At 62.3% G+C, this 12,903-nt stretch carries 14 protein-coding genes; 8 read left to right on the top strand and 6 right to left on the bottom strand.

The window, feature by feature from the left end; translation table 11 throughout:
* Window positions 1–11 precede the first annotated feature (11 nt).
* Together ACFSM5_RS20340 and ACFSM5_RS20335 are read left to right on the top strand one after the other, a co-directional pair.
* Entirely contained in the window at window positions 12–1,670 is a 1,659-nt protein-coding gene (locus tag ACFSM5_RS20340) for a methyl-accepting chemotaxis protein (protein WP_379878436.1), read from the top strand.
* Window positions 1,671–1,814: 144 nt separating this feature from the next.
* Entirely contained in the window at window positions 1,815–3,035 is a 1,221-nt protein-coding gene (locus tag ACFSM5_RS20335; protein WP_379878435.1) for an MFS transporter, read from the top strand.
* On the opposite strand, the gene ACFSM5_RS20330 is transcribed toward ACFSM5_RS20335, so the two are convergent.
* From ACFSM5_RS20330 to rdgB, 3 genes are read right to left on the bottom strand one after another with little or no spacing between them, the layout of a single operon-like run.
* Entirely contained in the window at window positions 3,029–3,271 is a 243-nt protein-coding gene (locus tag ACFSM5_RS20330) for a hypothetical protein (RefSeq protein WP_379878434.1), read from the bottom strand. The genes ACFSM5_RS20335 and ACFSM5_RS20330 overlap by 7 nt on opposite strands.
* Window positions 3,272–3,273: 2 nt before the next feature.
* Entirely contained in the window at window positions 3,274–4,464 is a 1,191-nt protein-coding gene (gene hemW / locus ACFSM5_RS20325; RefSeq protein WP_379878433.1) for a radical SAM family heme chaperone HemW, read from the bottom strand.
* Entirely contained in the window at window positions 4,457–5,059 is a 603-nt protein-coding gene (rdgB, locus tag ACFSM5_RS20320) for an RdgB/HAM1 family non-canonical purine NTP pyrophosphatase (protein ID WP_417498535.1), read from the bottom strand. The genes hemW and rdgB overlap by 8 nt, the downstream gene beginning before the upstream one ends.
* Before the next feature lie 183 nt (window positions 5,060–5,242).
* Here rdgB and ACFSM5_RS20315 point away from each other — a divergent pair, with 183 nt between their 5' ends.
* Both ACFSM5_RS20315 and ACFSM5_RS20310 read left to right on the top strand, forming a co-directional pair.
* Complete coding sequence (locus tag ACFSM5_RS20315) at window positions 5,243–5,737, top strand: glutathione peroxidase (protein WP_379878432.1); 495 nt, start codon at window positions 5,243–5,245, stop codon at window positions 5,735–5,737.
* A 146-nt stretch (window positions 5,738–5,883) separates the two neighbouring features.
* The gene (locus tag ACFSM5_RS20310) at window positions 5,884–6,483 is read left to right on the top strand and encodes a dihydrofolate reductase family protein (protein ID WP_379878431.1); all 600 of its coding nucleotides are present in this window, start codon (window positions 5,884–5,886) and stop codon (window positions 6,481–6,483) included.
* Here ACFSM5_RS20310 and ACFSM5_RS20305 read toward each other — a convergent pair.
* Entirely contained in the window at window positions 6,473–7,282 is an 810-nt protein-coding gene (locus ACFSM5_RS20305; RefSeq protein ID WP_379878430.1) for an arylamine N-acetyltransferase family protein, read from the bottom strand. The genes ACFSM5_RS20310 and ACFSM5_RS20305 overlap by 11 nt on opposite strands.
* Complete coding sequence (dusA, locus tag ACFSM5_RS20300) at window positions 7,279–8,268, bottom strand: tRNA dihydrouridine(20/20a) synthase DusA (protein ID WP_379878429.1); 990 nt, start codon at window positions 8,266–8,268, stop codon at window positions 7,279–7,281. The genes ACFSM5_RS20305 and dusA overlap by 4 nt, the downstream gene beginning before the upstream one ends.
* A gap of 251 nt (window positions 8,269–8,519) precedes the next feature.
* Here dusA and ACFSM5_RS20295 point away from each other — a divergent pair, with 251 nt between their 5' ends.
* Window positions 8,520–9,239 (top strand): hypothetical protein, encoded by a 720-nt coding sequence (locus ACFSM5_RS20295; protein WP_379878428.1) that lies wholly within the window; start codon window positions 8,520–8,522, stop codon window positions 9,237–9,239.
* 9 nt (window positions 9,240–9,248) lie between these two features.
* Here ACFSM5_RS20295 and ybaK read toward each other — a convergent pair whose 3' ends face one another.
* The gene (gene ybaK, locus ACFSM5_RS20290; RefSeq protein WP_379878427.1) at window positions 9,249–9,722 is read right to left on the bottom strand and encodes a Cys-tRNA(Pro) deacylase; all 474 of its coding nucleotides are present in this window, start codon (window positions 9,720–9,722) and stop codon (window positions 9,249–9,251) included.
* 54 nt (window positions 9,723–9,776) lie between these two features.
* On the opposite strand from ybaK, the gene ACFSM5_RS20285 reads away from it, so the two are divergent.
* The 3 genes from ACFSM5_RS20285 (at window position 9,777) to ffh (ending at window position 12,903) form a co-directional block, all read left to right on the top strand.
* Entirely contained in the window at window positions 9,777–11,012 is a 1,236-nt protein-coding gene (locus ACFSM5_RS20285) for an aconitase X (protein ID WP_379878426.1), read from the top strand.
* Window positions 11,009–11,410 carry an aconitase X swivel domain-containing protein gene (locus tag ACFSM5_RS20280; protein WP_379878425.1) on the top strand — a complete coding sequence of 134 codons (402 nt, stop codon included), beginning with the start codon at window positions 11,009–11,011 and terminating at the stop codon, window positions 11,408–11,410. Before ACFSM5_RS20285 ends, ACFSM5_RS20280 begins: the two co-directional genes overlap by 4 nt.
* 116 nt (window positions 11,411–11,526) lie before the next feature.
* Complete coding sequence (gene ffh / locus ACFSM5_RS20275) at window positions 11,527–12,903, top strand: signal recognition particle protein (protein WP_379878424.1); 1,377 nt, start codon at window positions 11,527–11,529, stop codon at window positions 12,901–12,903.

Genomic DNA, 12,903 nt, shown 5'->3' with positions numbered 1-12,903 from the left:
CGTCTGCGGTCATGAAGATCTTCTCCCGTCTGCTTATTGCCTTTGGCTTTGTCATCGCTGTCGGCTGCCTTCAGGGCGGCATCGCGGCGTTTAAGCTGGCCGATCTGGCCGATCAGGTGCAGGTGGCGACCAGCCGTCCCATCGCCGGGGTCGATGCCGCGCGCGCTGCCTGGGACAATTTCCGCCGCGCGCAGGATTATCTCGACGAGGTGACCGAAGGCGTCCGCATCCAGAGCAGCAGCGACACACTGCCGCGCTTCAAGGGGATGATCGAGCTGGCGGAGGCTGAACTCGCCCGTCTGCGGGATGCTCAGGGCAGCAATTCTATCCCGGCTGACCAGCAGAAACTGGCGGATCTGGTCGCGACCTGGAAGGCCCATGGGGTGACGCTTCTGGGGACCACGCCATCGAACTCGATCCCCTCGCCCCATACGATGGACCGGCTGGAGCGCGAAATCCGCGTCCTGCTGGAGGGCAGTGTGAAGGCGGCGGTGGCCGAGGCGGATAATGTCCGCGCCGAAATCGCTGCCGACGTGATCACCATTCAGCGGACGACCTGGACTTTGTTGCTGACGGCGACGCTGGTCGGGATTGTCCTTGCCATCGGCTCCGCCCTCTCGCTGACCCGGCCCATGGCGCGCCTGGAAGCTGCCATGCAACGCCTGTCGGGTGGCGATCTTGAAGTGCAGATCACGGAAAGCGGACGCCGGGACGAAATCGGCACCATGGCCAAGGCGCTGGATGTCTTCCGCGCCAATGCCCTGGAGGTGAAGCGTTTGGAAGACGAGAAGCTACTGGATGCCGAAGCGGCCACTACCCAACGCACGGCGCTGATGGCGGAAGTCGCGGCCAGCTTCGAGACCAAGGTCGCGGGTGTGATCGGTCAGGTGGAAACCGCCGTCGGTGCTCTGCAGGATGCGGCCGGCAGCCTGTCGGGTGAAGCCGAGCGTACCCGCCGTCAGGTGGTGGATGCTGTCGGCGCGGCCGAGGTAGCCTCGACCAATGTCATCGCGGTGGCGGCGGCGTCGGATCAGATGGCGATGGCGGCCCGCCGGGCTCACGGCCAGACCACCGAGTCGCGGGAGTTGGCCCAGCGTATGGTCGCCACCGTCGAAACCTCGCAGGAAGCCACCCAGATGCTGGTCGAAACCTCGGCCCAGATCGGCGAGATGGCGGGGCTGATCGGCGATATCGCCGCCCAGACCAACCTGCTGGCCCTGAATGCGACTATCGAGGCGGCGCGGGCAGGCGAAGCGGGCAAGGGGTTTGCCGTCGTTGCCTCGGAAGTGAAGGCGCTGGCGGATCAGACCCGCCGGGCGACCGAAACCATCACCGGCAATATCTCCAAGGTTCAGACGGCGGCGGAGCAGGTGGTGCAGATCATCGGTTCGATCCGCGACAGCATCGGCGCTATCGGCTCCTCCTCCCACGAGGTTGCGACGGCGATGAATGGCCAGCAGACGGCGGTCGATGATATCTCGCGCTCCATGTCGCGGGCATCGGACGCTACCGTCCATGTGCATGACACGCTGGATGCCGTGCGCAATGCCTTCGACGAAGTCTCCCATACGACCCGCCGCTTCGATGAACTGCTGGGCGCCCTCAACGACAATGCCCGCCAGTTGCGCTCGGAATCCGGGGCTTTCCTGGAACAGGTGCGCAGCGCGTAAGAGCGTAAAAACCATCAGCACGTCATCCCGGGATCCAGTCCCGGGATGACGACCCGCACAAAGAGGTTGGAGATCCCGGGATCCAGTCCCGGGATGACGGCTTTTTCTTTGATCGCCCCGGATTGCAATCTAAAGGTAGTCCCGGTGTCGTTCCTCAACCGTTTCATCGATCTGCGGCCCCTGGCCGCCAACCCGGACTTCCGGTATCTCTGGATCGGGACGGCGGCGCAGCTATTGGGGCGCCGGATCACGGCGGTGGCGGTCCTCTATCAGGTCTGGAGCTTGACCGGCAGCAGTTTCTGGGTGGGGGCGGTCGGGGTCGTGCAAGCGGCGGCCATGATCCTGTTTGGCCTCTGGGGCGGGAGTCTGGCCGACCGATTGGACCGGCGATATCTTGTGCTCTGGACCACCGTCGGCGCGCTGCTGGCGGCTATCGCGCTGGCTGTCCAGGCGTTGGCGGGGAACCAGTCTCTTGCCATCATTTTTGCGCTCAGCGGGATCCAGATTGCGGCTGTTGCCTTGGGTGGGCCTGCCCGCCGTGCCTTCATCCCGCGAGTCCTGCCGACCGATCAGGTGACGGCGGGTCTGGCGCTGGTTCAACTGGCCTCCCAGATCGGTTCACTGGTGGGGCCGGCTCTGGCGGGGCTGGTGATCGGCGCCTATGGAGTCGAGGCCTGTTATCTGCTGGAGGCGTTGGCTTTCGCGGTTTCCCTGTTTGGCGCGTTTCGCTTGCCTCGGATGCAGCCGGAACAGGCGGTGGAACGCAGCGGCATCGTCGCGGGTTTGCGGTTTCTTGTCGGCCGTCCGTTGCTGACAGGCGCGCTCCTGACCGATCTGGCGGTGACCATGCTGGCGATGCCCATGGCGTTGTTTCCGGCGATCAATGCGGCGCGTTTCGGGGATGATCCGCGGACGCTAGGGCTGCTGTTCTCGGCCGTTGCGGTGGGCGGGGTCGGGATGGCGGCTTTCTCTGGATTCTTCACCCGCATTGCGTCGGTCGGGGCCTTGCAGTTACTGACGGCGGCGGGTTGGGGCCTGGCCTTGGCCGGGGTGGCGCTGGTCTCGGACCTCTGGTCGACGCTTGCCCTGTTGGCCCTGGCTGGGGCTGCCGACACTATTACCGTGATCTCCAGGGGAACGCTGCTCCAGACTGCGATCCCGGACGGCTATCGCGGGCGGATCGCGGCGGTTGAGCAGGTTGTGGGGACGGCCGGGTCGGACCTGGGGAATTTCCGCGCCGGACTGATGGCCGGATTTCTGTCACCGGCAGGCGCGATGGCGGCGGGCGGCCTGATGTGTGTCGCCGCTATCGGAGCCATTGCCCTGGCCGTTCCGACCCTGCGGCGTTTCCGCCTGCCTCAATAATGGGGCGGTAGCGGGGTGGAGAGGATCAGGTCGGGCAGCACCCGGCGATAGTCCGACCGCACGGCCAGATACTGATCGGCAGCTTCCCAGGCGGTGGTCGCCGCGGCCACTTCCCAGGTGACGTCACGGCCCTCGGCCTGGGCTTCGTCGACCATGGCTGATGTCTCAGCGCTATCCTCGACCGGTCCCAGGATCGCGAAATAGGCCCGGTCGTGGTCGGTCAGGATCAGCAGCATTGTCAGGCCACCAGCTTGGCCAGCACGGCATTCAGGCGTTGGCGACCTTCCTCGGTCGCGGCAAGTCGGGTCTCGTCGAGAGTCAGGAAACCGCCCTCGATCAGGACCGCCAGATTATCGCCATCGACCAGCGCTTCCGGCTCCTGCCCGAAATCGCGGCGGAAGCGGGCACGGGGAATACCTTCCTTCAAGCGCAGCCCCATCATCAGCATCTCGTCCAGCTGTTCGGCGGATGTGACCGGCACTTCCTCCGCCATTCCGTCTTCACCCTTCTGCATGGCTGTCAGCCAGGTTTCAGGGGCTTTGTGCTGGCGGGTCGCGAGCTTCTCGCCGTTGCCCAGGGTCACGCGGCCATGGGCGCCGGGGCCGACGCCGACGTAATCGCCATAGCGCCAATAGACGAGGTTATGGCGGCTTTCCTCGCCGGGGCGGGCGTGGTTGGAGATTTCATAGGCGGGCAGGCCGCGCTTCTGCAACCGCTCCTGGGTCGCCTCATAGAGATCGCCTGCCAACTCGTCGTCGGGCAGGGCGAAGTCGCCGCGCCCATAGGCGGTATGGAACGCCGTGCCCTGTTCGATGGTCAGCTGATAGAGTGAGAGGTGATGCACGGCGAGGTCCAGCGCCTCGTCCAACTCGGCCGTCCAATCGGCCACGGTCTGCTGCGGGCGGGCATAGATCATGTCGAAGCTGAAGCGGTCGAACGAGCGTTTAGCGAGCGCGATGGCCGCCTTGGCTTCGGACACATCATGGGGGCGACCCAGGAACTTCAGGTCGGGATCGCGTAAGGACTGCACGCCCATCGACAGGCGATTGACCCCGGCGGCGCGGTAGTCGGCGAATTTCGCAGCTTCGACGGAGGTCGGGTTGGCCTCCAGCGACACCTCGATCTTCGGGTCGATGGTCCAGCGCGCGCCGATCCGGTCCAGCACGGCGCCGACGGTGCGAGCACTCATTAAAGAGGGCGTGCCACCGCCAAAGAAGACGCTGCTGACGGTGCGGCTCTGGGTACGGGCGGCCTGATGGTCGAGGGCGGCGAGTAGCCCGTCCTGCCAGGCCTGCTCGTCGATCCGCTCCCGCACATGGCTGTTGAAGTCGCAGTAGGGGCATTTGGACCGGCAGAAGGGCCAATGCACATAGACGGCGAAAGGCCGTTCTTCGATGGGGCGATGCCCGGTGTTTCGATTCTCAGGCAAAGACTTTGGCAACCAGCTGCTTGAAGGCGAGGGTGCGATGGCTGATCGCGTATTTCGCCTCTTTATCCATTTCGCCGAAGGTCTTGTCATGGCCCTCGGGCACGAAGATCGGGTCATAGCCGAAGCCGTTGGCGCCGCGGGCCGGGAAGGTCAGCGTGCCAGGGCAGCGGCCTTCGACCGTCACGATGCGCCCATCGGGCCAGGCGAGCGACAGGGCGGACACAAAGGCGGCGCTGCGATCCTCGGCATCTGCCAATTCGCGCTCCACCTTCTTCATCGCCATGCCGAAATCCTTGGTGGGCCCCGCCCAGCGTGCGGAATAGATCCCCGGTGCGCCGTCCAGTGCCGTTACCGCCAGACCGCTATCGTCGGCCAGCGCGGGCAGGTTGGCGGCAGCGGCAGCAGCGCGCGCCTTCAGTTCGGCATTGCCGGTGAAGGTCAGCGCGGTTTCTTCCGGCTCGGGCAGGCCCAGCTCGCCCGCCGATACGACCTTGATGCCGAAGGGTTCAACCAGGGCGGCGATCTCCGGCACTTTGCCCTTGTTGTGGGTGGCCAGCACGATGGTTTCGCCGGGATTGAGGCGGGTCGAGGTCACGGGGATATGCTCCGGGATGGGGTGGATGCCCCCTATATAGACCTGTGGGGTGCGGGGCGGAAGACACCTCGCTTGCGCAGAGGTCACTTCGTCGGTGAACGAGAGATAGATTGTGCACAAGTTTTTGCTTGCCAAACAATATTTTTGGAATAATTCTAATTTGTATCAACAGGAGATACGGACATGAGCCTCGCACCATCTGCCCATCGCTTCAGCTTCTCGCGCCTCGATGGCCGGGGAACCCTCAATCTGTCGGCTTTCACGGGCAAGCCGGTGCTGGTGGTGAATACTGCCTCCCAGTGCAAATTCACCAATCAGTACGAGGATCTGCAAGCGCTTCATGCCAAATACGCCGATGCGGGCCTGACGATCATCGGGGTGCCGTCCAATGATTTCGGCCAGCAGGAGCCGGGCAGCGCTACGGAAATCGGCGCCTTCTGCCAGAAGAACTATGGTGTCGAATTCACCATGGCGGGCAAGGAAAGCGTCATCGGCGCAACCGCCCATCCTTTCTTCAAATGGCTGGTGGAGCAGAAGGGCGAGGATGCTGCCCCGCGCTGGAACTTCCATAAATATCTGCTGGGCAAGGACGGCGCGATCGTTCGTTATTGGGCCTCGGTCTTCCGCCCATCGTCTGATCCGGTGATCCAGGCGATCGAAGGTGCCTTGAGGGCCTGATCGCGCCCGACTCATGAGTCAGATAGATCATTTGCTTGCGATTGATCCATTTGACTCATGAGTCTCTCTCAAGCTGATTGCAAAATGAAATCGGTTCACTTAACGTGAAACCAGTTGCATAAAACAATCGGTTTGATGGAGGCATCATGGGCAAGGTGGTTTGCGACGTCGCGGTTTCGGCCGACGGGTTTTCAGCCGGTCTCAACCAGTGCGAAGAACGGCCGTTCGGCGATGGCGACATGGGAATGCTGCATTCCTGGATGTTCGACGCGCCTGACGAGAACAAGGCCGAACTTGCCCAGATCACGGCGGCCAAGGCCTTCATCATGGGCCGCAATATGTTCGGCCCGATTCGGGGCGGCTGGCACAGCGATTGGAACGGCTGGTGGGGCTCGAACCCGCCCTATCACGCGCCGGTGTTTGTGCTGACGAACCACCCGCGCGCCAGCTTGCCGATGGAAGGCGGAACCACATTCCACTTCGTGACCGATGGGATCGAGTCGGCACTCCGCCAAGCCCGGCAGGTGGCGGGCGATCAGGATGTGGCGATTTCAGGCGGTGCTTCGACCATCAATCAATATCTGACGGCGGGCCTGATCGACGAGCTGCGCCTGCATATCACGCCCTTCACCCTGGGGGTGGGGACACGCATTTTCGACGGGGTGCCACCCCTGAAGTTGGAGCAGGTTTCGTCGCGGGCCGCGTCGACGGTGACCCATATCACCTATCGGGTGATCAGACCGTGAGGAGGACGCCTTCCGGCAGGCGGATGCCGAAACGCTCTGCCAGAACCCTCTTATACTGATCGAGCCCGTCGATCACCTCGGCGGGACCGATGCCATTCTTGGTGACGGTCTTCAGCTCGTTGTTCGTCAGCAGCAGGCGATGGTCGGCAAAGGTGCGGGCGACCACGCGGTTCTGGTTGAAAAACGAAGCCGCCGAATGCCCGTGGTAGAAGTTGAGCACTTCCACATCGACCGGGAAGCAGGGCGCGAAGTCGCACCAATAGAGCGACTTCCAGGCATCGCCGGTGCGCATCTCGACCTCAAAGCCGGTGCTGGACGCGATGATACGATAGGTTTCGCCGCCCGCCTGCTGCGCCACTTCCGGCTCGAACCGCAGGGGTTCGATCAGGCCATAACCGCCAAAGCCGACATCGGCGATCCACAGCTGTTGGCCGATGCGTACCTGGGTGATCAGATGGCCGCGCGGCCGGGGGCTGGGGCTGCCGAAGGTGGTGCGGCCCAGCAGCGAGGTTGCCTCGAAGCCGAACTTGGCCAGCATGGCGCCAAACAGCCCATTCTGCTCGAAGCAGTAACCGCCGCGCCCACGGGTCACCAGCTTGTCGAAAATCCCCGGCAAATCGCCCCGAATCGGGGTGCCGAGAAAGATATCGAGATTCTCGAACGGCACCGCCTGGGCATGGGCGCTGTGCAGACGGATCAGCCAGTCTTCGGTCGGTTGCACCGGCCCGGACAGGCCGATGCGGGCAAGATAGGCGTCAAGATCGATGGCGGCGTCGAAATCGGTAACGGCAATGCTCACGCGGCAAGCTTCTCGGCTTTGGGAACCAGGGCCAGGGCATCGAGAACCACCTGCAGGGTCGCACCCGGCTTATGGGCATTTTCCGACAGGTGACGGCGCCACTGACGCCCGCCCTTTTCCCCATGGAAGAGGGTCAGGATATGGCGGGTGACGGCATGTAGCGGCGCGCCATCGGCAAGCCGCTCCTCGATATAGGGCAGGAAGGACTCGATGATCGAATGCCGGTCGGCCGGGGCGTGGCTGTCGCCATAGAAGCGGCGGTCCACCTCGGCGAAGATCCAGGGATTCTCGTAAGCTGCCCGGCCGATCATGACGCCGTCCAGACCCAGCGCCAATTGTTCGGCGGCGGTGTCGAGAGTCTTGATGCCGCCATTGATCTCGATGGTCAGATGGGGGAATTCAGCCTTCAGGCGATGCACCAGATCGTAATTGAGCGGCGGTACTTCGCGATTTTCGCGCGGGGAGAGGCCCTTCAGCCAGGCTTTGCGGGCATGGACGATGAAGCGGGTGCAGCCGGCGTTGGACACGGTGCGGACGAAGCGTTCCAGCGTCGGCCATTCCTCCATCTCGTCGATGGCGATGCGGTGTTTTACCGTGACGGGGATGGAGACAGCGCCGCGCATCGCCTCGACACAGGCCGCCACCAGATCGGGTTCGGCCATCAGGCAGGCGCCGAACTTGCCCGACTGCACCCGGTCGGACGGGCAGCCGCAGTTCAGGTTGATCTCGTCATAACCCCAGTCGGCGCCAACCTTGGCGCATTCGGCCAGCTGCGCAGGATCCGCGCCGCCCAGCTGCAGGGCCACGGGATGCTGGGTGTCGTCATAGCCCAGCAGGCGCTGACGGTCGCCATGCAGGATCGCGCCCGTGGTGATCATCTCGGTATAGAGCAGCGTGCGACGGCTGATCTTCCGCATATAGGTGCGGAAATGCCGGTCCGTCCAATCGATCATCGGGGCGACGGAAATGGTGCTGGGGCTGCTCATGGGAGTTTATGTGGCGCAAGCAGGCGCGGGTGTCCAGCAACCAAAGTCGATGGCAGCCCTTCGTCGCTGCATTGATCGTATTGCAGTTAGAAAGAAGAATAAGATACATTATTGAAATATGGCTGATCCGGTCATGCCGTCCACAATGGCGAAGCCTTAGGCAGGAATATCCAATTCCCCGTTCGACCTTTCTCAAAGGTGCTCGTGGGCCTAGTGGACGCGCCTCATTATAGCACCGTGGGATTGGATCAATGCGCATCATTTATAGCGATATTCAGCGGCTGAAATCTGCTGCGAAACATCTCGTTGTCTGTTCGCAGGATATAAAACTTTCCGCTGCACAAGAAGCGTTGGCGAGAGCTAGCGGGTATCGAGACTGGCATGAGCTTTCTGCAAGTTCCTTCCGTTATACCAAAGATCATGCAAGTTCAGCTGAAATAGACGCTAATTTTATCGCTCGCCTTGCGGGAGAATTAAGTATTGATGTGGGCGATGTTCAGCTCATTGTTGCCAGGACAAAGCTTATTGATAATCAAGCTTGGACCGATGCGCGGCATCAGGCTTGTCAGCGCCAGTTATATCAGCTTGTAGGGGGGCTAACTGATGCCCAGATCGATCAGGCAAAAACAACTGCAATTCGCAGCGGTGAAACACCCCACCATGAGCATAGGGATTGTATTCGTATCGCTTATGAGTGGCTTGATGCTCAAGTAAAAATTAAATCTATGATCCGTAAACCCTTTGCAATTAAACATATTATTGAGAAATGGGCCGGTCGTTATGTATCTGCTTCTGACGTAGATGTTGCTGCGTTTATGCATCCCGATATTCGCGGTATATATCCTTATTTCAACATTAGCTCTCGCCTAACAGAGCCGTCTCGCAGAAGGCTTGATAATATTGAAGAGGCATTCACCCAAAGATATGCGAGAAATTATAATCCAAAGATCTATTCCCGTAAGGAAGAATAGTTAGGATCGTTAGGCGATCAACGCCGCCGCCTTCGCCCCCAGAACAGCTGCGGCGTCCTGGGGCGACAGCCTGACCTGCAAGCCGCGCTGGCCGCCGTTGATATAGACATACGCGTGCACCAGCGCGGTTTCCTCAATGGCGGTCGGCACCTTGCGTTTCTGGCCGAAGGGGCTGATGCCGCCGACGTGATAACCGGTCAGGCGTTCGGCATCGGGGACCTTCATCATGGCTGCGGACTTACCGCCAAAAGCAGCGGCAAGCTTCTTCATCGAGACCTCATGGTCCGACGGCACCACAGCGCAGACTGGCTTGCCGTCCACTTCCGCCATCAGGGTCTTCAGAACGCGGTGGGGTTCCTCGCCCAAGGCCTCGGCGGCTTGCAGCCCCACTTTTTCCGACCCAGGGTCATAGTCATAAGTGACGGCGGTGAAGGCGACCTTGGCCTTGGTGAGTTCCTGGGTGGCACGGGTGGTCTTGGACATGGCGAACCGGCAGCGGTAAAAAGGTCAAAAGACTATAAGGGAAGGGCGAGCAGCGTGCATCTGACCGCTGAAGAACGCGAGATTGCCGCCGGGGCCGATGCCCAGGCGATGGCGATGCGGATCGTTGCCGATGCCGGGCGCTTGCTGGGGGCGGATCGGCTGATTCCCATCGCTTCCTCCCATATCGATGGCGCGCTCTATCATGGGGATTCCGGCACCGAGTTCGCCGAGCGGCTGGTGGCGGGTGGGGCGACAGTGGCGGTGCCGACCACGCTGAATGTCGGCTCCCTCGACCTGCATCACCCCGGCGTCGTGCGGCTTGCCGGGCATCCGCGCGAGATGGCGCTGCGGCTGATGCAAGCCTATGAGGCGATGGGCTGCGCCAGGACCTGGACCTGCGCGCCCTATCAGGCGGGGCATCGACCGATTGTCGGCACGGATGTCGCCTGGGGCGAGTCCAATGCGGTCGCCTTCTGCAATTCCGTGCTGGGCGCGCGCACCAACCGCTATGGCGACTTCATGGATATCGCCTGCGCGCTGGTGGCCAGAGCCCCGAACTATGGGCTGCATCTGCCGGAAAATCGGCGGGCGAGCATTGTCGTCGATGTCTCCGGCCTGTCGCCCGAGCTGCGTGCCATGGATGCTTTCTATCCCGTGCTGGGCTCCTGGTTCGGACGCACGGTCGGAACCGAGATCGGCGCGGTGGTGGGGCTTCAGGGCTTCACCAGCGAGGATAAACTGAAAGCCTTCGGCGCAGCCGCCGCCTCCAGTGGCGCTGTTGGCCTGTTCCATATTGTCGGGGTAACGCCCGAAGCGCCAACTCTGGAGGCTATTGCTGACAATCCCAGGATGATCCGGGTGGATGCCGCGATGATCCGCGAGGCGCGTGCCAAACTTTCGACCGCGAGCGGTAGCCAAGTCGATGCGGTGGCGGTTGGCAGTCCGCATTTTTCGGTCGATGAATTCCGCGATCTCCATCGCTTGCTGAACGGCCGCAAGCTGCGCATGCCCTTCTATGCCAATACCGGCCGCCATGCGGTGAAGGCGCTGGAAGCCGTCGGGCTCTATCAGCCGCTCAAAGACCAAGGGATCGAGTTTGTCGTGGACACCTGCGTGGTGGTAACCCCGATCCTGAAGGAGATGGACGGGGTGCTGATCACCAATTCCGGCAAGTTCGCCCATTACGCCACCGGCAATACCGGCTATGGCGTCCAGTACGGCAGCCTGTCCGACTGTGTTGAAACTGCCGTTGCCGGGCGGCTGGTGCGGGACGAGGCAAGCTGGTCATGAGAGTGCTCTATCCCGGCGTGGCGGAGGGCGAGTTGCTGCGGCTGGAGGCCCCTTTGAGCTTCTGGGGCGGGGTCGATCCTGCCAGCGGCACCATCATCGCGGCCCAGCATCCCCAACGCGGGGTGAGCATCGCCGGAAAAATCCTCGCGCTTCCGGAAGCCATCGGCTCCTCCTCCTCTTCATCCGTGATGCTGGAGTTGATCCGCGCGCGCAAGGCCCCGGCGGCGGTGATCATGGGGGCGGTCGATGCGATCCTGATCGTCGGCTGTCTCGTCGGGCGCGAGCTGGGATATGCCTGTCCCCCGGCGGTTGAGATGACGGCGGAGGAGATCGCAGGATTAGCGGAGGGACGCTATGCGTTGGAAACTCAGGGACTCCGTTTGACTCTTGGCGCCTGAAGGCGTACACAGGCCGCCTGTAATGCAAGGGGTCGTCCCATCAGGGGAGGATTCCGCCGGTCCGCGAAGGCTCGCGCACCGGCGTTTTTTGTTTGGGTGAAAGGTACTTAAGCGTCGTGTTCGAGGGTTTGAGCAATCGTCTGGGAGAGGTCTTCGACCGCCTGCGCAAGCGCGGCGCCCTCTCTGAATCCGACGTTGCCGAGGCGATGCGCGAGATCCGCGTCGCGCTGCTCGAAGCCGACGTGGCGCTGCCGGTGGTCAAGGACTTCATCAATGCGGTGAAGGAAAAGGCCGTCGGTCAGGAGGTCGTGAAGTCGATCTCGCCGGGTCAGATGGTCGTCAAGATCGTCCATGATCACCTGGTCGAGATGCTGGGCGGCACGGTTCAGACGCTGGAGCTGCGCGCCGCCGCCCCGGTCGTGGTGCTGATGGTCGGTCTGCAGGGGTCGGGTAAGACCACCTCGACCGCCAAGATCGCCAAGCGCTTCAAGGACAAGGAACGCAAAAAGGTCCTGATGGCCTCGCTGGACGTCGCGCGTCCTGCCGCCCAGGAACAGCTGCGCATTCTGGGTGAGCAGGTCGGTGTCGATACCCTGCCGATCATCGCAGGACAGCAGCCGGTCGATATCGCCAAGCGCGCCCTCCAGGCTGCCCGTACCGGCGTCTATGACGTGCTGATGCTGGATACCGCCGGTCGCCTGTCAATCGACGAAGAACTGATGCTGGAAGTCGCGGCAGTCCGCGATGCCACCAGCCCGGCCGAAACCCTGCTGGTCGCCGATGCGATGACCGGCCAGGACGCGGTCAATACCGCCCGCATCTTCCACGAGCGTGTCACCCTGACCGGCATCGTGCTGACTCGTATCGACGGCGATTCGCGCGGCGGTGCGGCGCTGGCCATGCGTGCCGTCACCGGCCAGCCGATCAAGCTGATCGGCGTCGGCGAAAAGATGGATGCGCTGGAAGATTTCCACCCGGACCGTATCGCCGGGCGCATCCTGGGTATGGGCGACGTGGTCTCGCTGGTCGAAAAGGCCGCCGAGGTCATCGATCAGCAGGAAGCTGAAAAGCTTGCCCTAAAGATGCAGAAGGGGTCGTTCGACCTCGATGACTTCCTGTCCCAGATCCGCCAGCTGAAGAAGATGGGCGGCATGGGTGGCATCATGGGCCTGCTGCCGGGCGTCGCGAAGATCAAGAAGCAGATGGCCGAATCGAACATCGACGAGTCGATCGTGAAGCGCCAGGAAGCCATCATCCTGTCGATGACCAAGCGCGAGCGCAAAGATCCCAAGATCCTGAATGCCAAGCGCCGCGTGCGGATCGCCGCCGGTTCGGGCACCCAGGTTTCCGACGTCAACCGCCTCATCAAACAGTTCAGCGACATGCAGAAGATGATGAAGCAGGTCCAATCCATGCAGAAGAGCGGCGCCCTGCAACGCATGATGCCCAAGCTGCAATCCATGATGGGAAAGGGGGGCTTTCCGCCCCGCTAA

It is taken from the genome of Lacibacterium aquatile (genome assembly GCF_042683105.1).
In the GTDB taxonomy this organism is placed as follows: Bacteria; Pseudomonadota; Alphaproteobacteria; order Elsterales; family Elsteraceae; genus Lacibacterium; species Lacibacterium aquatile.
The sequence above is the reverse complement of the archived record's forward strand: the minus strand, read 5'-3'. Positions and strand labels throughout refer to the sequence as shown.